At 53.4% G+C, this 25,126-nt stretch carries 33 protein-coding genes; 6 read left to right on the forward strand and 27 right to left on the reverse strand.

Going from position 1 to position 25,126, the window contains the following annotated elements; genetic code table 11:
- Window positions 1-27: 27 nt before the first annotated feature.
- The 20 genes from MWU63_RS05010 to fabD all read right to left on the reverse strand — a co-directional run bounded on the left by MWU63_RS05010 (window position 28) and on the right by fabD (window position 15,268).
- Entirely contained in the window at window positions 28-696 is a 669-nt protein-coding gene (locus MWU63_RS05010; protein WP_247077133.1) for a phage tail tape measure protein, read from the reverse strand.
- A complete protein-coding gene (locus MWU63_RS05015) occupies window positions 683-892 on the reverse strand; it encodes a rcc01693 family protein (RefSeq protein ID WP_247077252.1) in 210 nt (69 codons plus the stop codon). The genes MWU63_RS05010 and MWU63_RS05015 overlap by 14 nt, the downstream gene beginning before the upstream one ends.
- Window positions 889-1,215: a gene transfer agent family protein gene (locus MWU63_RS05020; protein ID WP_247077135.1), complete on the reverse strand. Its 327-nt coding sequence runs from the start codon at window positions 1,213-1,215 to the stop codon at window positions 889-891. Before MWU63_RS05020 ends, MWU63_RS05015 begins: the two co-directional genes overlap by 4 nt.
- Window positions 1,215-1,628 (reverse strand): phage major tail protein, TP901-1 family, encoded by a 414-nt coding sequence (locus tag MWU63_RS05025; RefSeq protein ID WP_247077137.1) that lies wholly within the window; start codon window positions 1,626-1,628, stop codon window positions 1,215-1,217. The genes MWU63_RS05020 and MWU63_RS05025 overlap by 1 nt, the downstream gene beginning before the upstream one ends.
- A 23-nt stretch (window positions 1,629-1,651) precedes the next feature.
- Window positions 1,652-2,062 carry a DUF3168 domain-containing protein gene (locus MWU63_RS05030; RefSeq protein WP_247077139.1) on the reverse strand — a complete coding sequence of 137 codons (411 nt, stop codon included), beginning with the start codon at window positions 2,060-2,062 and terminating at the stop codon, window positions 1,652-1,654.
- Window positions 2,059-2,394, reverse strand: a complete 336-nt coding sequence (locus MWU63_RS05035; protein ID WP_247077141.1) for a head-tail adaptor protein — start codon at window positions 2,392-2,394, stop codon at window positions 2,059-2,061. The genes MWU63_RS05030 and MWU63_RS05035 overlap by 4 nt, the downstream gene beginning before the upstream one ends.
- Entirely contained in the window at window positions 2,394-2,993 is a 600-nt protein-coding gene (locus MWU63_RS05040; RefSeq protein ID WP_247077146.1) for a head-tail connector protein, read from the reverse strand. The genes MWU63_RS05035 and MWU63_RS05040 overlap by 1 nt, the downstream gene beginning before the upstream one ends.
- Before the next feature lie 179 nt (window positions 2,994-3,172).
- Window positions 3,173-4,354 carry a phage major capsid protein gene (locus tag MWU63_RS05045; RefSeq protein ID WP_247077148.1) on the reverse strand — a complete coding sequence of 394 codons (1,182 nt, stop codon included), beginning with the start codon at window positions 4,352-4,354 and terminating at the stop codon, window positions 3,173-3,175.
- A 23-nt stretch (window positions 4,355-4,377) separates the two neighbouring features.
- Window positions 4,378-4,956, reverse strand: coding sequence for an HK97 family phage prohead protease (locus tag MWU63_RS05050; protein WP_247077155.1), 579 nt, complete (start codon window positions 4,954-4,956; stop codon window positions 4,378-4,380).
- 21 nt (window positions 4,957-4,977) lie between these two features.
- Window positions 4,978-5,226 (reverse strand): hypothetical protein, encoded by a 249-nt coding sequence (locus MWU63_RS05055; RefSeq protein ID WP_213888275.1) that lies wholly within the window; start codon window positions 5,224-5,226, stop codon window positions 4,978-4,980.
- Window positions 5,223-6,398 carry a phage portal protein gene (locus MWU63_RS05060; protein ID WP_247077157.1) on the reverse strand — a complete coding sequence of 392 codons (1,176 nt, stop codon included), beginning with the start codon at window positions 6,396-6,398 and terminating at the stop codon, window positions 5,223-5,225. The genes MWU63_RS05055 and MWU63_RS05060 overlap by 4 nt, the downstream gene beginning before the upstream one ends.
- A 124-nt stretch (window positions 6,399-6,522) precedes the next feature.
- Window positions 6,523-7,866 (reverse strand): terminase family protein, encoded by a 1,344-nt coding sequence (locus MWU63_RS05065; protein WP_213888457.1) that lies wholly within the window; start codon window positions 7,864-7,866, stop codon window positions 6,523-6,525.
- Window positions 7,802-8,044, reverse strand: a complete 243-nt coding sequence (locus MWU63_RS05070) for a hypothetical protein (protein ID WP_213888473.1) — start codon at window positions 8,042-8,044, stop codon at window positions 7,802-7,804. Before MWU63_RS05070 ends, MWU63_RS05065 begins: the two co-directional genes overlap by 65 nt.
- A gap of 455 nt (window positions 8,045-8,499) precedes the next feature.
- Entirely contained in the window at window positions 8,500-9,366 is an 867-nt protein-coding gene (locus MWU63_RS05075) for an NAD(P)-binding domain-containing protein (protein ID WP_213888277.1), read from the reverse strand.
- A gap of 182 nt (window positions 9,367-9,548) precedes the next feature.
- Complete coding sequence (gene mltG, locus MWU63_RS05080; protein ID WP_247077166.1) at window positions 9,549-10,703, reverse strand: endolytic transglycosylase MltG; 1,155 nt, start codon at window positions 10,701-10,703, stop codon at window positions 9,549-9,551.
- The gene (fabF, locus tag MWU63_RS05085) at window positions 10,703-11,965 is read right to left on the reverse strand and encodes a beta-ketoacyl-ACP synthase II (RefSeq protein WP_213888279.1); all 1,263 of its coding nucleotides are present in this window, start codon (window positions 11,963-11,965) and stop codon (window positions 10,703-10,705) included. Before fabF ends, mltG begins: the two co-directional genes overlap by 1 nt.
- Before the next feature lie 97 nt (window positions 11,966-12,062).
- Window positions 12,063-12,806 carry a 1-(5-phosphoribosyl)-5-[(5-phosphoribosylamino)methylideneamino] imidazole-4-carboxamide isomerase gene (locus tag MWU63_RS05090; RefSeq protein ID WP_213888280.1) on the reverse strand — a complete coding sequence of 248 codons (744 nt, stop codon included), beginning with the start codon at window positions 12,804-12,806 and terminating at the stop codon, window positions 12,063-12,065.
- A 280-nt stretch (window positions 12,807-13,086) separates the two neighbouring features.
- Window positions 13,087-13,320, reverse strand: coding sequence for an acyl carrier protein (locus MWU63_RS05095; protein WP_213888281.1), 234 nt, complete (start codon window positions 13,318-13,320; stop codon window positions 13,087-13,089).
- Between the two features lie 167 nt (window positions 13,321-13,487).
- Entirely contained in the window at window positions 13,488-14,225 is a 738-nt protein-coding gene (gene fabG, locus MWU63_RS05100) for a 3-oxoacyl-[acyl-carrier-protein] reductase (RefSeq protein WP_213888282.1), read from the reverse strand.
- A 101-nt stretch (window positions 14,226-14,326) separates the two neighbouring features.
- Entirely contained in the window at window positions 14,327-15,268 is a 942-nt protein-coding gene (fabD, locus tag MWU63_RS05105) for an ACP S-malonyltransferase (RefSeq protein WP_213888283.1), read from the reverse strand.
- Window positions 15,269-15,425: 157 nt separating this feature from the next.
- Here fabD and MWU63_RS05110 point away from each other — a divergent pair, with 157 nt between their 5' ends.
- Window positions 15,426-16,631, forward strand: coding sequence for a cytochrome b/b6 domain-containing protein (locus MWU63_RS05110; protein WP_247077168.1), 1,206 nt, complete (start codon window positions 15,426-15,428; stop codon window positions 16,629-16,631).
- Window positions 16,632-16,691: 60 nt separating this feature from the next.
- On the opposite strand, the gene MWU63_RS05115 is transcribed toward MWU63_RS05110, so the two are convergent.
- Window positions 16,692-17,273 carry a YceI family protein gene (locus tag MWU63_RS05115; protein WP_213888285.1) on the reverse strand — a complete coding sequence of 194 codons (582 nt, stop codon included), beginning with the start codon at window positions 17,271-17,273 and terminating at the stop codon, window positions 16,692-16,694.
- 109 nt (window positions 17,274-17,382) lie between these two features.
- Complete coding sequence (locus MWU63_RS05120) at window positions 17,383-18,033, reverse strand: hypothetical protein (RefSeq protein WP_213888286.1); 651 nt, start codon at window positions 18,031-18,033, stop codon at window positions 17,383-17,385.
- Between the two features lie 203 nt (window positions 18,034-18,236).
- Between MWU63_RS05120 and rpsF the strand changes: the two genes are divergently transcribed.
- The 5 genes from rpsF (at window position 18,237) to MWU63_RS05145 (ending at window position 21,104) form a co-directional block, all read left to right on the forward strand.
- Window positions 18,237-18,608, forward strand: coding sequence for a 30S ribosomal protein S6 (rpsF, locus tag MWU63_RS05125; protein ID WP_213888287.1), 372 nt, complete (start codon window positions 18,237-18,239; stop codon window positions 18,606-18,608).
- Between the two features lie 29 nt (window positions 18,609-18,637).
- Complete coding sequence (gene rpsR, locus MWU63_RS05130; RefSeq protein ID WP_039018159.1) at window positions 18,638-18,865, forward strand: 30S ribosomal protein S18; 228 nt, start codon at window positions 18,638-18,640, stop codon at window positions 18,863-18,865.
- Between the two features lie 12 nt (window positions 18,866-18,877).
- Window positions 18,878-19,513, forward strand: coding sequence for a 50S ribosomal protein L9 (gene rplI, locus MWU63_RS05135; protein WP_213888288.1), 636 nt, complete (start codon window positions 18,878-18,880; stop codon window positions 19,511-19,513).
- Between the two features lie 181 nt (window positions 19,514-19,694).
- A complete protein-coding gene (locus MWU63_RS05140; RefSeq protein WP_213888289.1) occupies window positions 19,695-20,375 on the forward strand; it encodes a hypothetical protein in 681 nt (226 codons plus the stop codon).
- Between the two features lie 132 nt (window positions 20,376-20,507).
- Complete coding sequence (locus tag MWU63_RS05145) at window positions 20,508-21,104, forward strand: HD domain-containing protein (RefSeq protein WP_213888290.1); 597 nt, start codon at window positions 20,508-20,510, stop codon at window positions 21,102-21,104.
- 62 nt (window positions 21,105-21,166) lie between these two features.
- Here MWU63_RS05145 and glp read toward each other — a convergent pair whose 3' ends face one another.
- The 5 genes from glp to narI are packed head-to-tail and all read right to left on the reverse strand — an operon-like array spanning window position 21,167 to window position 25,119.
- The gene (gene glp, locus MWU63_RS05150; RefSeq protein ID WP_213888291.1) at window positions 21,167-22,438 is read right to left on the reverse strand and encodes a gephyrin-like molybdotransferase Glp; all 1,272 of its coding nucleotides are present in this window, start codon (window positions 22,436-22,438) and stop codon (window positions 21,167-21,169) included.
- A complete protein-coding gene (locus MWU63_RS05155; RefSeq protein WP_213888292.1) occupies window positions 22,435-23,055 on the reverse strand; it encodes a carbonic anhydrase in 621 nt (206 codons plus the stop codon). Before MWU63_RS05155 ends, glp begins: the two co-directional genes overlap by 4 nt.
- Entirely contained in the window at window positions 23,048-23,614 is a 567-nt protein-coding gene (locus MWU63_RS05160; protein ID WP_213888293.1) for a hemerythrin domain-containing protein, read from the reverse strand. The genes MWU63_RS05155 and MWU63_RS05160 overlap by 8 nt, the downstream gene beginning before the upstream one ends.
- 15 nt (window positions 23,615-23,629) lie before the next feature.
- On the reverse strand, window positions 23,630-24,430 hold the full coding sequence (locus MWU63_RS05165) for a peptidylprolyl isomerase (RefSeq protein ID WP_213888294.1): 801 nt from the start codon (window positions 24,428-24,430) through the stop codon (window positions 23,630-23,632).
- Window positions 24,430-25,119 carry a respiratory nitrate reductase subunit gamma gene (narI, locus tag MWU63_RS05170; RefSeq protein WP_213888295.1) on the reverse strand — a complete coding sequence of 230 codons (690 nt, stop codon included), beginning with the start codon at window positions 25,117-25,119 and terminating at the stop codon, window positions 24,430-24,432. The genes MWU63_RS05165 and narI overlap by 1 nt, the downstream gene beginning before the upstream one ends.
- Window positions 25,120-25,126 lie beyond the last annotated feature (7 nt).

A 25,126-nucleotide genomic window follows, 5' to 3' on the forward strand; every position in this document is an offset into this window, starting at 1 on the left:
CGCCACCGCCAGAAGGTGCGGCTGCCTTTAACGGTTGCGCTGACCCCGGCTAAGAACCCGACCCATCTGTGCTGCGATCTGGCTGTTACTACGGTGAAAGCCTTCGACATCAGGCGTTGAAATATTCATCACAACATTCACCGCGCGCCCTGACCCTTCCGCGCGCACCCCGAGCTGACCATCAGAACCACGTGTGAGAGGCATGATGACCTCTGGCCCGGCTTCGCCCATTAAACCAAAACCGCCACGCATGGGAAACATTGTTGGGCCGCCCACGACGCCGCCACTTGCAAAGGGTGTCACACGCCCCTGAGCGAAACTGCCACCGTTTGCAAACTGAAAAAAACTCGGGAATATCTTACTCAGTCCATTCGCGAGTAAATCCCCAGCCCCCTCTGTCACCGGGCCCAATGCAATGGAATAGGCAGAGTCGACCATAGACTTGGCAATGGTTCTAAGGGCATCAGACAATTTATCGCCATCAAAAACCAAACCGTCGATTGCACTTTTCAGACCACTCCTGATACTGCCTGAAAGCGTCCTGACATCGCGGGAAGCTTCGGCTAACGTTCCGTTCATCTGTGCAACATTATTGTTAAATTCCGTGGTGACTGCTGATGCACTACCGAGTGTGTTCTCAAGTTCCTCTGCACTCTGCTCCAGCGCTTGCATACCAATGCCGTCATAATCGCTCATTCGTTTTTTCTCCGTCTTTATCGGGAAAGGCGCGGGCCAGTTCGTCCAATCGAGCACGACTTAAGGGCGCGGTCCTTGCGTCGCGACCCAAAAGCAAGATGAGCTCTGCCGGTGTCAGCCGCCAGAACTGATCAGGGCGTAGCCCAGCCCCGCGCATTCCCGCCTGCATCAATGCGGGCCAATCAAACCGCATCAGTTTTGCGTCACATCCGGCAAAGCAAATGCCCGCACGAGCAATTGCGCGGCTACGCGTGCCGCTTCAAGTGGCCCACCGGAAATGTCGGCCTCCAGCAGATCAGCCGCTGATCCTTTCCATCCTCCACCGCGAAGTCCCGCAACAACAACCGCCAACACGTCGCGCGTACTGAATCTCTGCGCTTCAAACCGTTCAACAAGCTCAATCAGCGTTTCAGTTTTCAGCGCTGCCTCCAACTCTGCCAAAGCACCGAGTGACAATTTGCAGATACGCGCTTCGCCATTCAGTGTCAGCGCAACTTCTCCGGCCCATGGGTTTTCCATCAGATTGCCGTGAAGCTCAGGATACCAGCTGACGCCAGCGCAAGCTCATAGTTTGCTTCACCGTTATGGCTGCCGGAGTATTCGATAGACGTAATCTGGAACGCCCCTTCGATCACACCAAAATCAGGCACAATCACCTGAAAATTGGGCGTTTCCCCATCAAAGAAAATCTGGCGTGCACGCTCGTCCGTGCCTGCGTCTTTAAAGATACCGGAACCAGATACCGAAGCCGATTTGACACCAGCCCCGGCAAGCAATTCTCGCCAGCCCCCCTGGCTTTCAAGGCTAGTTACATCGACAGTTTCTGCGTTCAGGCTGATACGCGTCGCGCGCAAGCCCGCAATTGTGCTGAAAAGCCCATCTCCCGTTAGATCAAGCTTAATCAGTAGGTCTTTGCCATTTTGGGCAACCATAGCCAACTCTCCTATTTTTTAAATCAGTCGTCTTCCACGCGTGCCTGGAAGTTCAGGTCAATGCGCCGGGTTTCACCGGTACCAACCCGGCGGGCGGTTGCCCGGTCAAAGCGAAAATAAACCAGACTGCCGCGCGTCAGTGTAAAATCGGCATCCACCAAAGCATCTGAAACCGCGGCCGCTACGGATTTGGCAGTCTGAAACCCGGCCGAATCCGTCACCACGCTCACGGTCACGAAGTGCAACGCACCCATGCCGGTGTTGTCGGATTTATCGCGAACGTCTTCAGGTCCCAGGCTTACATATGTCGTCGGAACTGTCCCCGGCGGAACAGTGTCAAAAATCGCATTTCCCACCAACCCGGTCAATTCCGCATCTGCAATCAGTTTTTGGTAGACGGCTGATTGCAACGCCGCCGAAACACCATAGCTCACGATGCCACCTCCTCTCTGGTAAAACAGATCAGATAGCGCCCATCCAGATCACGTTCTGTAACAGCCAGAATGCGGAACACGCGGCTTCCTTCAATAAAACGTTGATCCGGTTTCGGGCGTGACGGGGCACCATCTGGCGCGCCCCGAACCGTGATCCGGTAGGGCACCGAAGACAGGGTCAGCAACTGGTCAGCACTCTCACTGCCCGAGCCGGGCTCCAACTCGGCCCAGAGTGTGCCCAGTGAGGACCACGTCTTGGTAAACCCTCCCGCTCCGTCAGCGATTTGCAAAGCTTCCTGCAGTTCCAGTTTTCGATTAAGGCGAACAGCCATTACCGTAACCCTCCACCCAGAATTCGCACTGTGCGATATGGGGCAATCAGGGATGTCACACCAAACGGCATGACCCCGCCGTTTTGTTCCGCTTCATGCCGATGCTCGTAATAGTGGTTCGCCAGCAACAAATCAGCCTGACTGATATCAGCAGGCATTTCAATCCAGTCCGAGCCAAAGCCAGCGACGAAACTTACTTCTGCCAGCCCCCCCACGGGGATCGCTGGCAAGCAAGCACCGGTCGCAACCAACCGCGGGCGGTGTGTATCTTTTTGCAAAGCATATTTTGCCGGATCGACAGCGGTTTCAGCACTGACCCGATCAAAGGTTTTTACACCTATGATCGACTGTACAGGTGCCACCGGCAGCGCCTGATACGCAGCTTCGCGCCACCCTGTGAGTGACCACAGAAAATCCCGCGATATCAGGATTTTCCCGGTGCGGGCTTCTATCGCTGAAATGGAAGCGCGCAATACCTGTTCCAGTATGCCATCCTGAACAGGGTCATCCGCGAACCCAGTACCCAACCACAAGTGATCTCTGAACATTGCGACAGGCAGCACCGCGGTTGGTACTGATGTCTGCTCGATTAACATCATGGACGTTCTCCAAAATCAGTGCTCCGTCCCTTGGTAAACAACGCTCTTCACGCGTTATAGTGGGATTGCAGGCCCGCACCTCCACGTCGCTCGAACGGAGGAAGGCAGCTAGACAACATGGAATCGTTGGCACGGGCCCGCTGGAGAGCCCGGATGGGCACTCTCTTTGCGGCAGCGTCTTAGCTCAGCGCAAATTTCAAAACCTTGATTGCTGCAAAGTCGCTGACATCGCCACCAACCCGCTTGGTTGCATAGAACAAAACATGCGGCTTGGCGGAAAACGGATCGCGCAAAACTCTCAGGTCAGGGCGTTCTGCAATTGTGTAACCCGCGTTGAAATCACCAAAGGCGATCGCTGTGGTACCTGAACCAATGTCCGGCATGTCTTCAGCGATCAGTACGGCATACCCCATAAGGCGCGCTGGTTCGCCCGCCGCCAGACCGTCCGACCACAGGAACCGGCCATCGGCATCTTTCATCTTCCTCACAGCGCCCGCCGTTTTGGAATTCATAACGAAGGTCGCATTTGCACGATATTCAGCCCCCAGCGCATAGACGAGATCAACAATCGCATCTGCAGGGTTTACGCCGCTAAAATCTCCGTCCACACCCGTCGCGATGTAACCGATATTGTTCCAGCCCCAGCTACTCTCGGCCACCACAGGATGAGTTAAGAAACCAGTTGGTTTATCAATGCCGTCGCCGTTCACAAAGGCCGCTGCCTCGGATCTTGCGAATTTGTCAGCGATGCGACCAGCAAGCCAACCTTCAACATCAAACGCCGCATCATCCAACAACCGTTGGCTTGCTTTTGGCATCGCCGAAAGCTCGTGCAACGGAATGGTAATCCGGTCGAACTGTGGTGTTCCTGTTTCCGCAGTTGCGCCAGTTTCAGTGGCCCAGCCGGCCCCCAAATCCGTGTGATCCACCAGGACATCATATGATGTCGCCTCGACATTCACGAGGTTTGCAACCGATCGCAAAGAAGACGCGGCATAAAGAACGCTCTTGATCGATTCAGCTGTTTGGGGGTCAACCAGATATCCGCCGTCAGCCGCCACATTTGACGCAAGTGCTTTGCCTTCCAGCTCAAGACCGCGCAGGGCGTCATCGTCGCCTGAGCGCAAATATGCGTTAAACGCTTTCTGATGCGGTGCCTCTGCATCGGCAGCTGCGGAAAGGGCTGGGCGCCCATAAGTCATTGTTTTTCGTTCAAACATGGTTAGTCTTTCATTCTTTTGTTGAAGCTTGGAATTTATGTCGTTCATAAGGCCCGCCAGCGCAGCCGTAACATCTGCAGTTGGTGACAAGCCTTTAGGCACAGCCTCTGCGGCCCGAGCCTTGTTCTCGGTTGTTTTCATCAAAGATTTCCTGATTTTTAGGTTTAGAAAGGCCCGCGCGTGTCGCAGGCCAGCATCAGGCGGGCATCGTTAATCGTCTCCACCAGATCGTTCAGCAGATCAACCTCGGGCTCCTCGCCCTTCGTTCCGACCCGTGCTTCGGAAAGCATCGGGAATGTGACCAAAGAAACCTCCCAAAGCTCCAGTTCCGTCAAGCGCCTCAGGCCCTTGGCGTCTTTTGTTGCTTTCAACGTGCGATACCCGATCGACAATCCGTCAATTGCACCGGCTTCAACCAGTGCGGCGGCTTCGCGGCCCTTGGCAATCTCGGTAAGCAATCGCCCTTTCACGTAAAGGCCACGCTCATCCTCACGCACGTCTTCCCAAACTCCAATCGGTTGTGCCGGGTCATGTTGCCAAAGCATTTTTATGGCGCGTCCCTTTTGGGCCAGCCCCTGCAACGACTTTGCATAGGCCCCCTTTTCAACTACATCCCCGCCTTGATCGAGCTTGCCAAAAAGGGACCCGTACCCTTCAATAACCGCGCCATCTGACACGCTTACGCCCTCTTGAAACCGGCAAAACTTGGTCTCAAGCCCAAAGCCATATTTCGTTGATATCATGTCTTTTTCACCTCTTTTACCTTACTTAGGGGCTGTATCAATCAACGAGGCTATGCCCTGAGACAAAATCACCCCAACCACGCCATACACCATCAGCCAAAGCCGCTTTTCCAGGCGCTCAATCAATGTCTCTATTCGCCCTAACCGCTGATACATCGTGTCAAACTGAAGCTTCGCGATCCGCTCATTTGCCTCGATCCGGGCAGAAGCCGCATCAAAACTCTCGTAGAGAAACCGTGAGCCGCCGGTTTGTGCTTTTCCGTCGCTCATTCCCCCTCCGCAAGCTTCGCCAAACCAAGTATCGCGCGTTTTTCCGCATCCGTTAGGAAAGAGGTTTCACTGATCCGTCGCCATTGCTGGTCGCGTTCCATTGACAACGCCGGCACTTGATCAAGATCGGGCTTAAGGACAAGCTGTTCACCCGTAAACCGCGATAGCCAGTCAGACACACTGACTGCAACACGGGTCGCCAGCGGCACGACAGTTAACCGGTAAAAAGCGCGGTTCGCTTCCTGATAATTGGCATAGGTCGCGTCGCCAGTCAGACCCAGCAACATCGGCGGAACGCCAAACGCAACAGCAATCTCGCGTGCGGCCGCCTCTTTGGTTTTCTGGAACTCCATGTCCGACGGTGAAAACCCCATCGGCTTCCAATCAAGACCGCCTTCCAGCAACATGGGCCGCCCGGCGTTTGCCGCGCCCTGATGGTAGCTCGCCATCTCGTTCTGAAGCCTGTCATATTGGTCAGACGTGAGGGACGCCTGCCCCTCCGCCCCCTTGTAAACAATGGCACCTGACGGGCGCGCCGCATTGTCAAGCAGCGCTTTGGACCAGCGTGAAGCCGCATTATGCACGTCAATCGCGCTTGCCGCCGCCTGCATCGGCGACAAACCATAGTGATCATCCTGTGGATGAAAACTTTTAACGTGGCAAACGGGCGGCGCAGCCCCGGTCATGTCAAACCGGTGTTTACGCCCGCCCACAGCATATTCATAGGCGACCGGCCAGCCATCTGCCCCCGGCACCAATTGCATTCGGTCAGACCGCAGCACATGTAGTTCCAGCGGCTTTCCGGTCTCTCCAACGATTGCCTCCAGATACCCGTTTCCTGAAAGCAACAAATGACCGTAAAGCGCTTCAAACAGCTCTGCGCGTCCCTGCGCCAGATTTGGGTTCTGTATCAGATCCATCACCGGATGCGTCTCATAGCGCCGTTCACGATCCTGTAAAACCAAAGGCAGCGCCGCCGCTGCCTCCGCAATCAGCCTGACGGAACGAAAACCAACCGGGTTCCCTGTGAAACCCGTCCGTGTCAGTGAAACCGTGTCTCTCGGACTCCAGGCCACCCGCCCAGCGCTATGATAAGCAATCACAGGCCCTGCGGACGACGCCTTTTGTTCCGGGGTTTTCACCACATTGCGGCGGAAAAAATCAAATGCCATTATTGGCTACTCCTCTTTGTCCTTCGGGCATGACTTTGACAACGCCACAGCGTTTTTCTTCACCATCACCAGTTTCCATAAATATCCCCGCCGGAGGCTCCGGCAGCCCTGCAAACGAAACGGTCTAAAGTGTGCGCAGCCTCGGCCTGCGCCACTTCGCCGCCGGAACCAGCAACAAGTCATGAAGCGCCCAGACAAGCGCATCTACCCTGTCCGGGCTGCCACGTCCTTCAAATCCGCGCTGGGTCATCCGGCACATCTGATCTTCAAGTTCCGCCAGGTCCCTTAAGTGACGCACCCTGCCCTGTTCATAAAGCGCCGCTACCGGCTCTGCCCGCACGGCTTTGCCACGGGTGGCCCGAACGGCTTTGTAAGGCACCATAGGGTCGATCTGCCGGACAACCGTTTCAACAAGGTCACCCCCCTGATTGACTTCGGCAACCAACCGCTCTGCACCAAATTCTTCCATCGCGGATATTGCTGCCTGCGCCCATTGAGTGGGCGACGAGGCTTTCAGAGATGCGTCCTTTAGCACCACCGCGTGCCAATCCTGCGGCGGTCCCTGCGTCACCGCGCCAACAACTATGATGCCGCATTCATCAGACCCGGCATGACCCGTTACAGGTGGGTCAACCGCGACCACAATCCGGTCAAGAGCCGGCGCTTCGCTAAGACGCGCTGCCTCAAGCCCTGCAGATGTCCAGAGCGCCCCTTCGGCGTCCTCCAGCAACACCCCGTCCAGCTCCTGCCGCCCCAACCGCGTACCCGCATAGCGGGCGCGCACTTCTTCAAGGAAGGAGGCCGCGAGATAGGCGCGGTTTGCCTCGGTTGGGGCGCGGGTAGTAACGGTCGACAGATTGTCCAGAATAGCCTTTAGGACCGCTAAGTTTTTCGGCGTTGTGGTCACGCATTGCCGCGGGCATTCGCCAAGCCGCAAGGCAAATTGCAGCATGTCCCAGGCGTCTTCGGCTTTCTTCCATTTTGCAAGCTCATCGACCCAGGCCGCGTCAAACTGTGGCCCGCGCAGGCTTTCCGGCTCATGAGCAGAATAGACCTGCGCCACCGCGCCGTTTGGCCATAAAAGCCGTTTGCGTGTTGCCTGCCATTCCGGGCGTCGGTCAGGGGGTGAACAGGCCAATATCCCGCTTTCACCAAAGATCATGACCTCGCGCACCTGATCAAATGTTTCGCCAACAAGCGCCACCCGCGCAGAACGCCCTGCATCAAGCGGCTTGTCGCCTTCAACTTCTCGTCTGACCCATTCGGCGCCTGCGCGAGTTTTTCCAGCCCCACGCCCGCCCATAATGACCCAGGTTCGCCAGTCTCCTTCCGGCGGCAACTGGTGTTCCAGCGCCCAGAACTCAAACAAATAGGGAAGCGCCAATAACGCTCCCCTGCCAAGATCATTCAAAAAATGCTCCTGTACCTCTTGCGGTTCTGAGCAGAGCCATTCTGCGCCCAATCTCATCGCGTGCGCTGCCGAAGTCGATGGCATAGTCATGCACAACTCCTGCCTTTTTTCTGCGATGTTCCTCAAGTCGTTCCCTTTCTTTCAGGGCAAGCACAAGCAATGCTGACGCATCCCGGACAACGCGTTGTGCATCTCCCGGGGCATCAAAATCGCCCGCTTCCCATTTGTTGATCAATCCATTCAGCTTGCCGACAGCGCGCTAAAAATGTTCCTGAGTCACCGAAAGCATCCGCTCCGAAGACGCGTCTTCCCCATCATTGGGCGTGATCAATGTCATAAAGTCTGTAACCTGCCTCTCATGCACTCCGCACGAGCGAAACAGAAAAACGGCCTCCGGGTCACCCCGCGGCCGCTTGCCCACTTCTTCTAGCTTGATTTAATGTATACTTCAGGGAGTTCTGTGAGTCAAGATTAAACTCTTAGGTTGTGTTTCTAGGAGAGTACGCGCACGGCAACAACTTGTTAAGAAAAACAGGTATGTATTTATTTATGAAAGAAATTTTATCCTGGCCTACATTGGGGCAATGACCCACACATCACTCGTTCAACAAACGATGCGATTCACCAGATAACCTTAAGTCTAGCAAAAATTAACTACAGATACAGACAAAACGCGTGGTAAGCTCACCATTATAAGGGCGGGCCTGTGTCCCGCATGACCTTATACAAGGCCATGACATGCTCTTCTTCATAACCTGCCTCAATCGCCCTATCGAAGAAGCTGCCAACATGGTCAGGAAACTCCGTGTTTATCCGTGCATCACGCGCTTGCTGCCGAAGAAGTTCAAGCGATGCTTGCCATACCTTGAGCGTCGCGGTGTTCTGGTCGAAGGTACCATCTCGTATAGTGCCAGCGTGATGTTGAATCTGCTCATCATCCGGGAATAGAGAAGTAAACTTATCCAACCCGACAGCCTCTGACTGACACAAATTCGCGGCGTGAATAATACCCATGAACCTACCAAAACGTGTTGATAGCCATGCTAGGTCTAATGTCGAAGCTGCTGCGACATTCTCTCCAAGATACTCGATCTTCTCGCCAAGGCCGCCTATCAGCTTTTCCACTTTCTTATAGGTTTCCGCTTTCCCGGAGATCAGCAACTGCCCATTTTCAGTTCCCAAATCGTTTGGCCCACAAAGAATTGCACCATCCAGATACTCAGCCTGATGACTAGAAAGCCAGCTTTCAGATTCTCTTGCTTCCTTTGGCAAGCATGTACTGAGCTGAACGAAAATTCGTCCGCTAAGACGCTGTGCAACCTGATTAGATCTAAGGATTGCACGCGTGGCATCGTGGTGATCTATACAGATAATCGTAACCGGACTTGCCAGCACAGCTTGATCAACGTCATGCGCGCCGACAACTCTGCCGCCTACCAAGGGTTTCATTTTACTGGCCGAGCGGTTCCAAATAGTCAAATTGTAACCTGATTGCTGGAATGTTTTCACCAGCGCCGATCCCATCAGTCCAAGTCCAATGATCGTTACATCACTCATGATTACTGCCCCCCAGTGGTATAGTGGTACCCTAACAGAGTTTGGTCAACTTCCACCGGTTCCAAACAACTATCAGCAACTGGTTGTCGTGGACCCAATAAGCTAACCAAACCTCGTTGCGTCCACATAGCAAGCCTCCACCATCTAGCCGTGTCGCGGCGGCTTTACCTTCTTCAGGTTGCTCAATTGTTGCTGCGTTCCGCCTCGATTGCGCGCCATTTCGCGACGTTCTCATTGTGCTCTGCCAACGTTTTGGCAAACGCATGTCCACCCGATCCATCCGCGACAAAGAACAGATAGTCTGTCTCCTCCGGATTGAGCGCAGCCTCTATGCTGGCCTTTCCGGGGTTTGCAATTGGTGTCGGTGGAAGCGCGTCGATCAGGTAAGTGTTCCAAGGAGTTTCGCGCCGCAGTTCACTTTGGCGCAGGCCACGCCCCAACGATCCCTGACCCAGGGTAATTCCGTAAATCACCGTCGGGTCAGTTTGTAGCCGAATACCCTGACGCAACCGATTCACAAAGACCGAGGCAACCTGCCCGCGTTCCTCTGGTACGCCTGTTTCCTTTTCGACAATCGACGCCATAATCAATGCTTCTTCGATTGTCTCATAGGGAAGGTCCGCTGCGCGGTTGCGCCAGGCTTCTTCCAGAATCGCTTTCTGAGCCTCGGTCATTTGCGTGATCAGCGCGCTGCGCACCGTTCCGGACGCAACCTCGTAACTGTCCGGTGCCAATGTGCCCTCGACCGGAACCCCGGCAACTTCACCATCCAGAAAATCCGCCGCTTTCAACCCTTCGGTGATCTGCCAGCTTGTGGCACCTTCCGCCAATGTTACGCGGAAACGTACATCCGGATCATCACGCACCTCAGTATAATCTGTAGGAACCGCATCCTCTGCCGGATCAAACGACACACGAACAACATAGCGGTTGGTTTCCGGATCAAGCTCGCTCACAACAACCTGATTGCGCAAAATGCCAATCCTGAAATTTACCTCTGTGCCACAGGTTGACCGCCCGCTTCCGGTAATGATTGCGTTGATTTCCGCCATGGAAATCCCTTCACGCAGCAGAAAACTACCTGCTTTTAGTGATCTCGCGCTGTCCGAGTACTCAGCACCGATCTTAAAGATCGTTTCATTGCTGATTGCACCCTCTTCATTCAATTGCCTTGCAACCGAGGGGATCTTGGAGCCGCTTTCGACCCTAAGGCAAATCGCATCTGCCAGTGGTCCGGGTTGCGTGTACTGGTTCTTGGCCCATAAAATCACACCGCCCGCCACAAAAACGATCAGCACCAGCATCGTCAACGCGTTAGAGGCAAAATGACGCCACATCAGTCAGCGACCCTGCCAACCACCAACGAGGCGTTGGTGCCGCCAAATCCGAAAGAGTTTGAAAGTGCAATGTTGATTTCGCGTTTCACGGCTTTCAACGGCGCAAGGTCAAGTTTTGGTTCAACTTCTGGGTTGTTTAAATTCAACGTCGGTGGTGCGATCTGATCCCGGATCGCAAGCATGCAAAAAATTGCTTCAATCGCTCCCGCAGCGCCCAAAAGGTGCCCTGTGGCTGACTTGGTTGAAGACATCGTCGCTTTTGCAGCCGAATTCCCCATCAAACGCTCTACAGCGCCCAGTTCGATGGTGTCCGCCATGGTCGATGTGCCATGCGCGTTGATATAGTCAATATCACCGGGGCTTACATTGGCACGCGCAAGCGCTGCTTTCATCGAACGATAGCCGCCGTTTCCGTCAGAGGACGGTGCGGTAATGTGATACGCGTCACCCGACAAACCATACCCAAGAACCTCGGCGTAAATTTTTGCACCACGCGCCTTGGCGTGCTCATATTCTTCGAGGACAACAATGCCGGCACCTTCGCCCATAACAAAACCATCACGGTCACTGTCATAAGGTCGGCTGGCTGATTTTGGGTCATCCGCAAATTTGGTGGAAAGCGCTTTGCAGGCGTTGAAACCGGCAATGCCAATCTCGCTGATCGGGCTTTCAGCGCCGCCGGCGACCATCACATCCGCGTCCCCCCACTGAATGAGACGGGCTGCATCACCGATTGCATGCGCGCCCGTAGAACAGGCCGTCACAACTGCATGGTTTGGCCCTTTAAAACCAAAACGAATTGAGACCTGACCACCAACCAGATTGATCAGCGCGCTTGGAATAAAGAAGGGCGAAACCCGTCGTGGTCCCTTTTCGTTCAGCAAGATCGCAGTGTCGGCAATTGCGCTCAGCCCACCGATGCCAGATCCAATCATAACACCCGTGCGTTCACGGCTTGCTTCGTCCTGGGGCTGCCAGCCCGCGTCTTCAACCGCCTGAACAGCCGCTGCCATGCCGTAAAGGATGAAATCATCGACTTTACGCTGTTCTTTCGGCTCCATATATTTGTCCGGATTGAACGTATGGTTGTCGCCATTGCCACGCGGAATTTCACAAGCATATTTCGTCGCGACGCGCGCCGAATCAAAACGTGTGATTAACCCCGCCCCCGACTCGCCGTCCAGAAGACGGCGCCAGGTTGCTTCCACGCCATCGGCCAATGGCGTGACAATTCCCATTCCAGTTACAACGACTCGACGCATGCCTTAGTCCCTCTTCTGTCCCGAAGTTCCAGAACGGATACCGCACCTTGGGTAAGAGGGGCAAGCCAAAGCTCTCAGAAGTTGTGGTTTCCTGCCGTCAGATAAATTCCGCAACGCTCTCAACCTCTGATCGCGCGGCTGCCAAAGCCTCTTCGAGGCTTAGCGTTTTGCGGAACAGAGCGCGACTTACAATAGCGCCAGCAACGTTGCCAGCATATTTCAAGCGCGAAACGTCATCAGCAACGCGTACAAGCCCGTTGGCGATAACAGGCGTGCGTGTCCGTCCAACCAACGCCGAGACCAGGCTAAGAGAGGCTTCAGTGTCTTCAACATCTGCATCAATATCTGTGATAATAATCGCGGCAAAAGGGACGCCATCAAATTCTTCAAGAAACGCAGCAGGTTCAAAGGCGCTGGACGTTTTCCAGCCTTCCGTCATCACTTTGCCCTGCCAGACGTCGACAGCCAGTACGATCTGGTCCGGATAGAGCCGCGCCAGTCTTTTGACGAGAACCGGGTCAAGCGCGGCAAGCGTGCCAATGACAACGCGTCCGGCACCCTTCTCGATCCATCCACTAACTTGTTCTTGCGTACGAATGCCTCCGGCAATCTGCACCGGAATCCCGGCTGTCAGAATGATTTCCGCAATCAAATCTTCGTTACAATCATCCCCGACGATTGCATCGAAATCTGTTATTTGCATCCATTCTGCGCCCGCCACCGCAAATTCACGCGCTTTTTCGACCGGATCTACATGCCAAATCATTGGCTCATCCAGACGACCACGGTTCAGGCTCACACAGCGGCCTTTTTGTAGTTCTATTGTTGGATAGATAATCATAAGATCCTCCTCACGTCGAACGACGTTCAAAAGCCCTTACCTGGCAATCTACACGCTCAGGCAACTTGGCGTTTCGATCTAACTCTTCCTTTATTAGCTCCCTTGAGGCGTGTTCTGTCAATCGTCAGATCACCTTTCTGGGTATGCTATCGTAAATTTGATGGATCAAGTTTCGATCTTGAGGCCGTCTATAGAGACACGCAAACAAACAACATGGTCTAAAACGACGAACGGCGCCCCAAAAGGGACGCCGTCATCAATTTTGGTTGCTTAAATAAGCTTAGGAAGCTTCGGTGATGAACTTCGTCGCATCGCCAAAAGTCTGAATGGTCTCGGCTGCGTCATCCGGAATCTCGATGCCGAACTCTTCCTCAAACGCCATAACCAATTCAACGGTGTCAAGGCTGTCTGCGCCAAGGTCGTCAATGAAGGAAGCGTTTTCGACGACTTTTCCTTCTTCCACACCGAGGTGCTCAACGACGATTTTCTTAACGCGATCTGCGATGTCGCTCATTTTATTTCCTCACAGTTTTCGGGTCTGGCCCGATTTTCTCTTGACCTTCCGGCCGCTCATGTCCCGATGCGCGGGACTGCCTGACGTTCAGAACGTCCAGCAAAATCTTCGCCGCCTATAGCATACTGATGCGCCAAGGCAAACGCTTTCGAAGCCCAAAAGGGTTGCTACAACATGGCCATACCACCGTTCACATGCAAGGTCGTTCCTGTGACATACCCTGCTTCGGCGCTGGAAAGGTATAGAACTGCGGCCGCGATTTCACCCGCTTCCCCCATGCGCCCGGCAGGGACATTCGTCAATATCCCGGTTTTCTGATCGTCCGTCAGTTTTTCTGTCATCGCCGTCGTTATGAACCCCGGCGCAACACAGTTGACGGTGATTCCCCGACTCGCGACTTCGTAAGCGATGGATTTTGACATTCCCACCATGCCTGCCTTTGAGGCTGCATAATTCGCCTGCCCCGGGTTGCCGGTTGCGCCGACAACTGAACTGATATTCACAATCCGTCCCCAACGCGCTTTCATCATTCCACGCATCACGCCGCGGCACAGGCGCATCGTTGATGTCAGGTTCACCTCCAACACACTCGACCATTCCTCATCCGACATACGCATGAAGATATTGTCACGTGTGATGCCCGCGTTATTGACCAGTACATCAACACTTCCCATCGCCTCAGCCGCTTGTTTGGGGAGCGTAGTCACAGCTTCGGCGTCGCTCAGATTGCAGGGCAAAACATGTGCACGCTCTCCAAGCTCTGCGGCCAAAGCCTCAAGCGGGTCAACACGCGTACCGGACAGAGCAACCGTGGCACCCGCTTCGTGCAGCGCCGCCGCAATTGCGCCGCCTATCCCGCCGGATGCTCCGGTGACCAACGCGTTCTTCCCCGTCAAATCAAACATATACCTGTCCCTCTTTCTAAATTTGGCAACTGCCCTCAAAGGCCTGCTGCGTCACTTTTGTTAATTCGCATTGCCCAACGCCTTCGCGTGCAAATACGTGCTTAGGTTTTTAAAGCTTCAATCACTGCGGACACGTCTTCCGGTGTTCCGATTGCACGCGTTGCGACAGATCTGTCGATACGCCGGATCATTCCGGACAAGGCCTTGCCTGCACCGATTTCCCATATTTCGCTCACGCCCTGATCCGCCATCCATTGTACGGACTCGCGCCAGCGCACGGACCCGGTAACCTGTTGAACCAGCAAATCGCTTATCTCTGACGCATCGCTCACTGCTGCAGCTCTAACGTTCGCCACAACCGGCACAGCAGGTGCCAAAACCTCGACACCTGCAAGCGCTTCTTCCATTGCGCGAGCAGCGGGTTCCATGAGGGCGCAATGGAAAGGGGCAGACACCGGCAGCAAAACGGCGCGTTTAGCACCGCGAGATTTCGCAATCTCCAGCGCGCGCTCGACCGCCTTTTTGTGGCCTGACACAACAACCTGACCAGGATCATTGTCATTTGCAGCCTGGCAGACCTGTCCTTGTGCCGCCTCAGAGGCCACTTCGGTCGCTGTAGCAAAATCCAGCCCAAGGAGTGCCGCCATGGCACCGACGCCGACAGGCACGGCCTGTTGCATCGCCTGCCCACGGATGCGAAGCAAGCGCGCCGTATCCGCAACGCTGATGGCTCCAACGGCTGCCAAGGCAGAATATTCACCCAGCGAATGCCCCGCCACATAAGACGCTGACGCTGTTGTAACGCCTTCGGCCTCAAGCGCGCGCATTGCCGCCAATGAGGTCGCCATCAGTGCAGGTTGTGCATTTTCCGTCAGCGTTAGCGAATCTTGGTCGCCTTCCCAGATCAGCGCGCTCAGTTTTTCCCCAAGGGCCTCGTCCACCTCGTCAAAAATGGCCTTCGCTGCCGGGTATGCCTCGGCAAGGGCACGACCCATCCCTATCGTTTGGGCGCCTTGACCCGGAAAAACAAATGCACGGCTCATGATGTCTCCTCGTGATATTTAGGTTTTTCTAGCAGATACCGCGCGCAAAGCCATGCTGCAATCAATTGGCTGCATTCTTGCAGAGGGAATGTGCGTCAAAGGCGTTGAAAAAACCGCTCGACCCGCCCAATGTGCTGCGACACATCCGGAGACTTTTATGGCCCTTCAGAATACATCCACACGCTTTGGCGCCGTCACCAAAATTTTTCACTGGTTGACCGCCCTTCTTATACTGACACTTATTCCGCTCGGAATTATCGCACATGGCGCACCTTTTTCGACCGGAGAAGAGATTGCTTTTAAAGCGCTTTTGTTTTCAATCCATAAAACGCTGGGTGTTACCGCATTTTTTGTTGCCTTGACCCGTATCCTCTGGGCGTTAACGCAGCCCAAACCGCGCCTGCTGAACGCAGATCACAAGGCTGAAGCGTTTCTTGCTGAAACAATTCACTGGCTGCTTTACTCTGCCCTGCTGCTGGTACCCCTGACGGGCTGGATCCATCATGCCGCCACAACAGGGTTTGCGCCAATCTGGTGGCCGTTTGGTCAGGAACTGCCGTTTGTTCCAAAAGACACGCATCTTGCGCATCTGTTCGCTTCGCTTCACTTTAGCTTTGAGCGGGTTCTGGCTTTCTCTGTGCTGTTGCATATCGCAGGCGCGGTCAAACACCATTTGATAGATAAAGACGCGACATTGCGCCGGATGCTGCCTGGTCAGCCGCCACTACCTGCACTATTGCCAGACCATAAAAACCGCCTGCCCATCCTTGGGGCAGTTGCTGTATATGCGTTCGCCCTGACAGTCGGCGCGTTTCTCTGGTATTTCCCAGGTCTTGAAACGGTAGAGGTCACCCCGACCACCGAATTGGAGGAATCCTCAGGAAACTGGAAAGTAAGCGAGGGAACATTAAGCCTGACGATCAAACAATTCGGAAGCGATGTTACCGGCGAATTCGGCGAATGGTCAGCGGACATTACGTTTGACGATACACCGGGGCTTCAAAACCCGGGATCAGTAAAAGTTACGGTTAACACTACGAGTTTATCCCTCGGCTCTGTCACGGATCAGGCCATGGGCCCAGATTTCTTCGATGTGCAAAACCACCCGCAGGCGGTCTTTTTGGCCAAAATTTTTCCGGTTCCTGACGGGTATGTCGCAGAGGGCACGCTGACACTGAAAGGGATTGAAGTTCCGATCACACTGCCCTTCTCGCTTCGCATCGAAGAAGACGCTGTACGAATGAATGCGAACACGACGCTGCAACGGCTTGATTTTGGGATTGGCAGCAACATGCCCGATGAATCTTCGCTTGGCTTTTCGGTTGGAGTGTCGATCGAACTGAATGCCTTGCGCAACGACTAAGGTACATAAAAAGGCCGCCGGATTTACCGGCGGCCAATCTTTTTCAACGATGTTTTCAGCTTACTCTGCTTTGCCGACTTCGATAGAAATCATGACTTCTACTTCGTCGCTTACAAACGGCGCAAACTTGCCAAGGCCAAAATCGCTCCGCAGCAAGGTTGTTGTGCCGTCAAAACCAGCCCAGTCCTTGTTGGCCATCGGGTGCATTCCCGCCTGATTAAGTTTTGCATCAAGAACAACAGGTTTTGTCACGCCATTCAGCGTCAGGTCACCTGTGATCAGCGCGGTATTTTCACCTGTTACTTCAATTCCGGTTGATTCAAAGCTGATCATTTCTTCTGCGCTAGCATCAAAAAAATCTGGTGTCATGAAATGGTCAAAGCGGGCCTGCCAACCTGTCAGCATTGACGAAAGAGGCATCGAAACTGAAACAGTTGAATTTGCAGGCTCATCCTTGTCAAACACGACAACACCTTCAAAACCCGAGAACATCCCGTAAGTTGTCGAATAGCCGAGGTGGTTGTAGGAAAATACGATTTGGCTGTGGCCACCATCCAACATATATTTTTCGGCTGAGCCAACGCCAGCATTCGCAATTGTTGAGATACCAGCAAAAGCAGCGGCGAGTAATGCAGTTTTCATGTGATGTCGTCCCTAAACAAAAAAGATATCTTTTCTTTTCCACTCAAAGGAACTGTGCGCAATTCACTATACTGTCACATTATATGTTCAAATTTGAACAGTTCCCGGGCTACTGCCCCATTGCAAGAGCTGCAGCCTTACCAACGCCAGCAGCAGTCTGCCGCTCATTTCTGGTCGTTTTATGCATACCGGGCCGCGGCGTTACACCTTTGATATCTTTACTCAAACGGCTCTGGATTTCCAAAAGCTCAGTTTCCAGCGCTTCGACACTTTCAACTGTTTGTTCATCGTCAGAGATCTGCAAAACCAATGTTGCCCGTTTTTCATCATCTTGCTGGCGAACCACGAAAATGTTACCAACCTGGTCAAAGGAGTGTCTAGCAATTTGGGTGGTCTGACCCTTTTTACTCCGCAAAACTTCACGAAATTCACCTTTGTTCAGGTCGACCTGCAGCTCATATTTCTGACTTGTCGTACCATACCAAAGCGCCAAAACGCCAAGTGCGCACAGAATAACGGTCATTCCCAATTTAAGGACGGCAACGTCGCTTCCCATAAAGGAACCAGGTAAGACCCAAAGACCCAAAGCCGCTACAACAGCACATAACCCAACGAAACCGACCAGCGCTTGTGTAATAATCTCTGACGATTTCTGCCTTGTCTTATCTCGCAGAATGTAACCCCAATAGGTTTCGTCGACATTCAGGCTGCGTGAATGGGCTTCTTTGGCAACGTCGGTTGGATTGCTGTTAATTTGCATTTTCCAGGTCTCCTGATCTATCCAGGTCTTATTCCTGCGCGTCTAACAGGGCAAAAATTAGGCACCCTTGCATCAATTTCACGACCGTCTTATAAGGCCGCTTCCTTCCGCAATTTTCGGAACCAGTGCAGCCTCTCGTGAGTGGGTCGTGGAAGGGTTCAGTCCCCGCTCTTTGAAGTGCGCTTAAAATGAATGGAATACACATGCCGCTCTATGAGCATGTCTTTATCTCGCGTCAGGATATATCCAGCACGCAAGCCGAAGGTCTTATCGAACATTTTGGAACCGTATTGGCGGACAATGGCGGAAACGTTGTTGACCACGAATATTGGGGCGTCAAAACGATGGCCTACAAGATTAACAAAAACCGCAAAGGTCACTTTGCCTTCCTGCGCACCGATGCACCCGCACCGGCCATTCAGGAAATGGAACGCCTTATGCGACTGCATGATGATGTGATGCGCGTTCTGACCATAAAGGTTGATGAGCATAAAGAAGGCCCATCCGTGCAAATGCAAAAACGTGATGATCGCGGCGACCGCGGTGATCGTGGAGATCGCGGCTCACGCCGTTAATCTTGCAGATTAGGAAAGGACCATAAACCATGGCATCTAAACCATTTTTCCGTCGTCGCAAGGTTTGCCCCTTCTCAGGTGATAATGCCCCTGCGATCGATTACAAAGACACCCGCCTGCTGCAGCGCTACATCTCTGAGCGCGGCAAAATTGTTCCATCGCGCATCACGGCCGTATCCGCGAAAAAGCAACGCGAACTGGCACGCGCCATCAAACGCGCTCGCTTTCTCGCCTTGCTGCCCTACGCTGTGAAGTAAGGAGAAAGCACAATGCAAGTAATCCTTCTTGAACGCGTCGCAAAGCTTGGCCAGATGGGCGAAGTGGTAGCAGTCAAAGACGGCTACGCACGCAACTTCCTGTTGCCTCAGGGCAAAGCGCTTCGTGCATCTCAAGCGAACATTGCTTCGTTTGAAGCGCGCAAAGCGCAGCTTGAGACCGAAAACCTCGAAACCAAAACAGAAGCCGAAGCGATGGCTGCAAAGCTGAACGGTCAGCAATTCATCGTGATTCGTTCTGCGTCTGATTCTGGTTCGCTCTATGGCTCTGTCACAACACGTGACGCAGCTGACGCAGCAACCGAGAACGGTTTCACCGTGAATCGCAAGCAGATCATCCTGATCGCCCCAATTAAAGAATTGGGCATACATGATGTGACCGTCCACCTTCATCCGGAAGTTGATGCAACCATCAGCCTCAACGTCGCGCGTTCGGCTGAAGAAGCTGACCTGCAGGCTGCTGGAAAATCCATCCGGGAACTGGCTGCTGAAGAAGAAGCGGAAGCAGAATTCGAAATCTCCGAACTTTTCGATGATATCGGTTCCGCTGCTCTGGAAGACGATATCGGCACTGACAAAGCAGAAGCAGAGCCTGAGGAAGAAGCAAAAGCAGAGTCTGACGAAGACTGATCTGCAATTCATCCAGAAATTTAATGCCGCGTGGACACTTCACGCGGCATTTTTTATGTCGTTTTCGCTGTGTCCTTACTGCCATCTTTGTTAACGAAAAGTTAACAATTGCAGAGCACCATCTGGCTGATCAGCAACTAATCGCTTATCGTTGCGTAAAAATTATTGAAGCGATCAGCAGATGCGTCTTTCAAAATCACTTCTTTCCGCTTTGGTGCTTTCCGTTGCAATTGGGGTTTCGTTAAATGAAGCAAATGCCACAGAACGTCAATTCAGTTTTGGCTTGATCAGCACACCTGATGCATCTCACGACATTGGCGGGTTTAATTCTAACGGTGGATTTAGCAACGTCGATGATAGAAACGCATCCGTAAACGGGCTTTACATCGCATACGGCGCCAAAGATTTGTTTCGGTTGGGTACTTTACCAATTACCGTCGAAGCCGAAATAGCGGTGACCAACAGCGATGTCGTCACCAACAGCTTCCCCGGAGCACCCGGTCCAGTTTTGTTTTTCTACAATACACACATAAATTCCCAGCGCCTTGCAGCCAATCTTTGGACGCCGATATGGAGCCAATCTGACTGGATGTTAGAAGGTGGTACAGGTCTTGGTGTCCAGGCCCTGAATATTCGTGTTTCTGATGGCGTCGTTACCGGTAATAGCAGTGACTACGTCCTCTACGGTATGCTAGGGCTTAGAATGTCAAAGGAAATAACGGAGTCTTCGGGCCTCGAACTTGGACTCCGCTACAGCGATACTGGTACGGCCAACATTCCTTTGGACGGTGGGGCATCAGGCAATTACGAATACAGTCAAAGCGGCCTGTCAGTGCTGCTGGGCTGGCGTCTGGATATGTAATCAAACCCTCGTTACAATCGACTGAAGTTCAGAAACGGGTAAAGTATTGAAACCACTCAGCAATGTGCTTCGATGCTTTGGTTTTCGTCACAGCGTTATGTTTTGCCGAACAACAGTCTTAAGGGTTTCGAAATGGCCAATCCTGCTTCAAGTACGCTTACGCCCAAAAACATTGTTTCCTTTCTGGAAGACATATTTGAGCGTCGAGGGGGTGAAGAATACCTGGGTGAACCTGTCACGATGGCAGAGCACATGCTGCAGGGTGCGCATTTCGCGGAACAAGCCGGTGAGCCTGAAATCATTGTCATAGCAGCGCTGCTGCATGACATCGGCCATTTCACAAGCGAATTTGGTACCTTTTCGATGGATGACACCAAAGATCGGCTGCACGAAGAAGCCGGTGCAGACGTGTTAGAGCAGTTTTTCCCAACGCTGGTAACCGACTGCGTCCGCTATCACGTTGCCGCAAAACGCTACCTTTGCGCTGTAAAGCCGGAATACTTCAACCGGCTCTCAGAAGCCTCTGTTCATTCTTTGAACCTTCAGGGTGGGCCTATGAACGCCGAAGAAGTCGCGATCTTTGAGCAAAACCCGAACCTGAAAGAAATCATTAAAGTTCGCTACTATGATGAGGCAGGCAAACGCGCTGACTATAAAACCCAGCCTTTTTCCTACTATGCACCGATGGTTCAGCGTGTTGTTGATCAACACTGCGAGCGCAGTTATTAGGTGAACTTATTCACTTTAGTATCTGTTATTTAAAGTAAAAAAACCACCAGACTCATCCGCTCTTAGAATTTTAGAAATTCTAAAACGTCGCCTTCCATAACCTTTTCAGCATCCGCCGGGATAAGGGCAAGCCCATCAGCCGCGCAAAGCAAAGCGACACGCGCTGAATATGAAGGCGATAGCACCTCAGCAATTTCGGTACCGTTTGCATCATATCCCACCAGCTTGGCTGGCCGAAACTCGCAACGCCCCGGTCTGCGATTTGTAGTGAACCCGGCTTTTACCGTGGTTTTACGCGGCGCAATTTTCGCTGCTCCGGCTCGCTTCGCCAATATAGGCGCACCAATCACATGCCATGTCACAAAGGCTGAAACCGGGTTGCCGGGCAGACCAACATAGATTGCGTCGCCCATTGTTCCAATCGCTACGGGTTTTCCGGGCTTCATGGCAACACGCATTGCATGAATATTGCCACCAGCGGCACGGAATACTGCTGGCATATGGTCTTCGTCACCAACAGACACACCGCCGGTTGAAATAACCATATCCGCGTTTTCCGCTGCCTTGATCAGCGTTTTGGTCAGGCTTTCAGGGCTATCCTCGACAGTTCCAAGGTCAACAAGTTCGATCCAGGGTTTGTTGAGTGCGGCGAGCAGCATATAACGGTTAGAATTCCAGATCTGACCCGGGCCAAGGTCCTCACCGGGTGCTTTCAACTCTGATCCCGTGCAGAATATCGCAACACGAAGCTTGCGTCGCAAAGTTACATTTCCGTGCCCGGACGCCGCCAATGCGCAGGCCTCACGCGAAGTAATTTCAGTTCCGGCCGGAAGGATTGCACCGCCTTTTGGCATGTCCTCGCCCAACAATCGTATGTTTTGGCCCGGCTCAGGTCTGCTTTTTAAGGTAATTTCTGCGCCGATACGTTCAACGTATTCCTGCATCACGACGGCATCCATATCAGACGGCACGGGTGCGCCTGTAAATATCCGCACGGCAGACCCTTTGGGCGCACCGGTACAACCCGGGTCACCCGCTGCAATCCGCCCCGAAACTGGTAAAGTCCACGACCCGCCCCCCGCAAGATCAGCAGTCCGCAATGCATAGCCATCCATCGCTGAATTGTTGAAAGGTGGCAATGGCACAGGAGACACGGCTGCCTCTGCCGTAATGCGGCCCATCGCCTTCGCAAGTGGAACCGTTTCGGTCTCTGCCACAGGTTCGGCAAGTGCAAGCCCGGTTTCCAGAGCCATATTCACAGGAATGAGTTTTCCAGAAAGTTCCGGATCATCACATCCACATCCTACTGGTTTTGTTTTTGCAAGATTTATCATGCCGTTATCCCGTTATTCGATATATGTTCAGCGCGCACGGTACAATCAAGATCGCGCAGCAAACCGTCCTTCAGACCGTAGATCAACCCGTGCACAGACACGTCCTTACTTTGTCGCCACGCGCGTTTAAGAATTGGGGTACTGGCGACACGCCCCACCCCATCAATGACGTTCAATTCGGCCAGGCGTTCCAGCCGCATTTGAGGCCGACGTATCTGGTTCAGAGCCACTTCATAGGTCACGGCAAGCCTGCGTATTGGCTCTAACCAGTGATCTGCCAACCCGTGGGGCATATCCTCGCAAGCGGCCTTAACACCGCCACATCCATAGTGACCGCATACAATAACTTCACGGATGTTGAGCGCGTCCACCGCAAACTCCAGTGCAGAAAGGAAATTCATGTCGGTTGAATGCACAACATTTGCGACATTGCGGTGTACGAACACCTCTCCCGGATCCAACCCCGCAACCACATTGGCAGGCACACGGCTATCAGAACAGCCAATCCAGAAAAACTCTGGTGATTGATGCGTGGAAAGGCGCTTGAAATAACCGGGCTGGTTCGCGTGAATGGTGCTCGACCAATTGATATTACGTTTTAAGAGATCATCAAGCATCTGGCTCATCCGGTATCAGGCAAAGACCGCGGCGCGCCGCAATTCTAAGGGCGAGTGTTTTACGATCAGTCTCTGTCAGGCGCGCACGTGCCAGCGGCAGGATAATCGCGTTTTCTACAATCAGATGCCGACGCTCATGGTCTGCAAAAGCGTGCAGCCTCGCTGCCTCAGCCTTTGTAAGATGTGTTTTCCCAGCACTGACGGCTTCCAGAACAACGGCTGCACTTTCTGCTAAAGCTTTGCCTGCCTCGTGATCTCCATCCAGCCGGAACAGCGTTTTTTCCAGTTCATCTTCCGGGTGCGCGCGGCGGCGCAAAAGAAGAAAAAGATCTTCTTCTTCGTCCAGCATATGAAGCGGGAGTTCGTCCCGCGTATGGGCCAGAATTTTGCGCGCAAGGTCCGAATCTGCCGGTTCCTGCGTTGCCAGCCTGTCAATGTCTGCGCAAACAACGCGCTGTCGCATGTGTTCTTCAACAAAGAATTCGATGGGGTCGGCCGCAATACGGATGTCGATGCGGTCTTCACCCGACCCCCTTATTCCATGCGGCCCTTGTTCCATCGGTCCTCTCTGACGTCAGGCCGCTATGTGAAGGTCTAGACCTGTCACATCAGCACCCTGCAGTAACTCCTCAACGTAGCGCTGCGCAGCTTTCGCCCATGCCATTTTTTCATACGCTTCGGCAATTTGAACACGCACAACCTCAAAAGGCAGAACAGCACCCGGGGCTTTGGCATCAAGCCGGATGATATGCACGCCATAGCGTGTCAGAACCGGCGTTGAGGCAATTTGCCCCTCATCCAGAGATAAAAGCGCCGCTTCGAATTCAGGCACGGTGTCACCGCTGGCAATCTGACCAAGCTGACCACCATCTCCGCGCGACGGGCAATCACTGTTGTCTTTCGCGATACGCGCAAACTGATTGGGAGCTCCCTTCAGAATTTCCAGCGTAGCCTTCGCTTTATTCATTGCCTTGTCAGTGGCTTCGGTATCGTTTGGATCAACTGCAAACAAGATATGTGCCGGCTCGAACAAAGACGGTGCACAAAACCGATCAGGCGCCTTGTCATATGTCGCGCGAAGAACGTCGTCGCTGGCGGCTTCCGGCGTGATCGCGTCTTCCAAGACAGCCCTGATCTGGGCTTCTTCGTCGGTTTCAAACTTGCCTTTCGCAACTTCGCGGGGATCAGGTTTCAAACCCTGATCACGCGCTTTTTGCAACAGCAATTCACGTATCACCAGCGCCCGGGCCGCCTTGCGCCACGCGAGCCCCGGTTTGCCTTGTGGGGCTTCGTGGTTCTGTGCCTCTGCCGCAATATCTGCGGCAGAGATTGGTGTACCATTCACGGCGACATCCGCCATTAAGGGCTTTGCCATTATTTTGACCCCTCTTTACGACGCGACCGTACAATCTGATAACCCGGACGCGTGATATAGCGCAGCGGAACAGACAGCATGTGAACCAGCCGTGTGAACGGAAACAGCAGGAAGATCGTCAGCCCAAGGAACAGGTGTATCTTAAAGATCAGCGCGGCTTCCGAGATATAGCTGGCCGCCTGCCCGTCAAAGGTGAAAATCCCCAAGGCCCAGGCCATAAACGTTGTCATTTCATGACCATCCAGATGCTGAAGCGAGATAAAGATCGTACCGAGCCCAAGAACCAACTGGATCAGCAGAAGCGCAAGGATTGCGATATCTGCAAAGCTCGATGTTTTGCGAATACGCGGATCGGTCCAGCGGCGGTGAAACAGCATCAAGCCACCCACCAGCGCCATAATACCCGCGATCCCACCAGCAACAACGGCCAGTACTTGCTTGAAGCCGTGTCCAATACCCAGCGCATCGAACACCTGAATAGGTGTCAGCAACCCGACAAGGTGACCGAAAAAGATGATCAGAACACCCACATGAAACAGGGTCGAGCCGATCACCAGTTGTTTACGCCGCAGCAATTGTGACGAGGACGTTTTCCAGGTGAACGGATCACGCTCATACCTTGCGATGGACCCCAGGATCAGAACCGTAAGGGCGATGTAGGGATAAATGCCAAACAGAAACTCATGCATATCCTGT

Source organism: Pseudohalocynthiibacter sp. F2068, assembly GCF_023015645.1.
GTDB lineage: Bacteria > Pseudomonadota > Alphaproteobacteria > Rhodobacterales > Rhodobacteraceae > Pseudohalocynthiibacter > Pseudohalocynthiibacter aestuariivivens.

Coding starts and splice junctions, on each gene's coding strand:
- MWU63_RS05010 (WP_247077133.1), bottom strand. CDS start 696: ATGAGCGATTATGACGGCATTGGTATGCAAGCGCTGGAGCAGAGTGCA.
- MWU63_RS05020 (WP_247077135.1), bottom strand. CDS start 1,215: ATGGAAAACCCATGGGCCGGAGAAGTTGCGCTGACACTGAATGGCGAA.
- MWU63_RS05025 (WP_247077137.1), bottom strand. CDS start 1,628: ATGGTTGCCCAAAATGGCAAAGACCTACTGATTAAGCTTGATCTAACG.
- MWU63_RS05035 (WP_247077141.1), bottom strand. CDS start 2,394: ATGGCTGTTCGCCTTAATCGAAAACTGGAACTGCAGGAAGCTTTGCAA.
- MWU63_RS05040 (WP_247077146.1), bottom strand. CDS start 2,993: ATGATGTTAATCGAGCAGACATCAGTACCAACCGCGGTGCTGCCTGTC.
- MWU63_RS05045 (WP_247077148.1), bottom strand. CDS start 4,354: ATGAAAACAACCGAGAACAAGGCTCGGGCCGCAGAGGCTGTGCCTAAA.
- MWU63_RS05050 (WP_247077155.1), bottom strand. CDS start 4,956: ATGATATCAACGAAATATGGCTTTGGGCTTGAGACCAAGTTTTGCCGG.
- MWU63_RS05055 (WP_213888275.1), bottom strand. CDS start 5,226: ATGAGCGACGGAAAAGCACAAACCGGCGGCTCACGGTTTCTCTACGAG.
- MWU63_RS05060 (WP_247077157.1), bottom strand. CDS start 6,398: ATGGCATTTGATTTTTTCCGCCGCAATGTGGTGAAAACCCCGGAACAA.
- MWU63_RS05065 (WP_213888457.1), bottom strand. CDS start 7,866: ATGAGATTGGGCGCAGAATGGCTCTGCTCAGAACCGCAAGAGGTACAG.
- MWU63_RS05075 (WP_213888277.1), bottom strand. CDS start 9,366: ATGAGTGATGTAACGATCATTGGACTTGGACTGATGGGATCGGCGCTG.
- mltG (WP_247077166.1), bottom strand. CDS start 10,703: ATGTGGCGTCATTTTGCCTCTAACGCGTTGACGATGCTGGTGCTGATC.
- fabF (WP_213888279.1), bottom strand. CDS start 11,965: ATGCGTCGAGTCGTTGTAACTGGAATGGGAATTGTCACGCCATTGGCC.
- MWU63_RS05090 (WP_213888280.1), bottom strand. CDS start 12,806: ATGATTATCTATCCAACAATAGAACTACAAAAAGGCCGCTGTGTGAGC.
- MWU63_RS05095 (WP_213888281.1), bottom strand. CDS start 13,320: ATGAGCGACATCGCAGATCGCGTTAAGAAAATCGTCGTTGAGCACCTC.
- fabG (WP_213888282.1), bottom strand. CDS start 14,225: ATGTTTGATTTGACGGGGAAGAACGCGTTGGTCACCGGAGCATCCGGC.
- fabD (WP_213888283.1), bottom strand. CDS start 15,268: ATGAGCCGTGCATTTGTTTTTCCGGGTCAAGGCGCCCAAACGATAGGG.
- MWU63_RS05110 (WP_247077168.1), top strand. CDS start 15,426: ATGGCCCTTCAGAATACATCCACACGCTTTGGCGCCGTCACCAAAATT.
- MWU63_RS05115 (WP_213888285.1), bottom strand. CDS start 17,273: ATGAAAACTGCATTACTCGCCGCTGCTTTTGCTGGTATCTCAACAATT.
- MWU63_RS05120 (WP_213888286.1), bottom strand. CDS start 18,033: ATGCAAATTAACAGCAATCCAACCGACGTTGCCAAAGAAGCCCATTCA.
- rpsF (WP_213888287.1), top strand. CDS start 18,237: ATGCCGCTCTATGAGCATGTCTTTATCTCGCGTCAGGATATATCCAGC.
- rpsR (WP_039018159.1), top strand. CDS start 18,638: ATGGCATCTAAACCATTTTTCCGTCGTCGCAAGGTTTGCCCCTTCTCA.
- rplI (WP_213888288.1), top strand. CDS start 18,878: ATGCAAGTAATCCTTCTTGAACGCGTCGCAAAGCTTGGCCAGATGGGC.
- MWU63_RS05140 (WP_213888289.1), top strand. CDS start 19,695: ATGCGTCTTTCAAAATCACTTCTTTCCGCTTTGGTGCTTTCCGTTGCA.
- MWU63_RS05145 (WP_213888290.1), top strand. CDS start 20,508: ATGGCCAATCCTGCTTCAAGTACGCTTACGCCCAAAAACATTGTTTCC.
- glp (WP_213888291.1), bottom strand. CDS start 22,438: ATGATAAATCTTGCAAAAACAAAACCAGTAGGATGTGGATGTGATGAT.
- MWU63_RS05155 (WP_213888292.1), bottom strand. CDS start 23,055: ATGCTTGATGATCTCTTAAAACGTAATATCAATTGGTCGAGCACCATT.
- MWU63_RS05160 (WP_213888293.1), bottom strand. CDS start 23,614: ATGGAACAAGGGCCGCATGGAATAAGGGGGTCGGGTGAAGACCGCATC.
- MWU63_RS05165 (WP_213888294.1), bottom strand. CDS start 24,430: ATGGCAAAGCCCTTAATGGCGGATGTCGCCGTGAATGGTACACCAATC.
- narI (WP_213888295.1), bottom strand. CDS start 25,119: ATGCATGAGTTTCTGTTTGGCATTTATCCCTACATCGCCCTTACGGTT.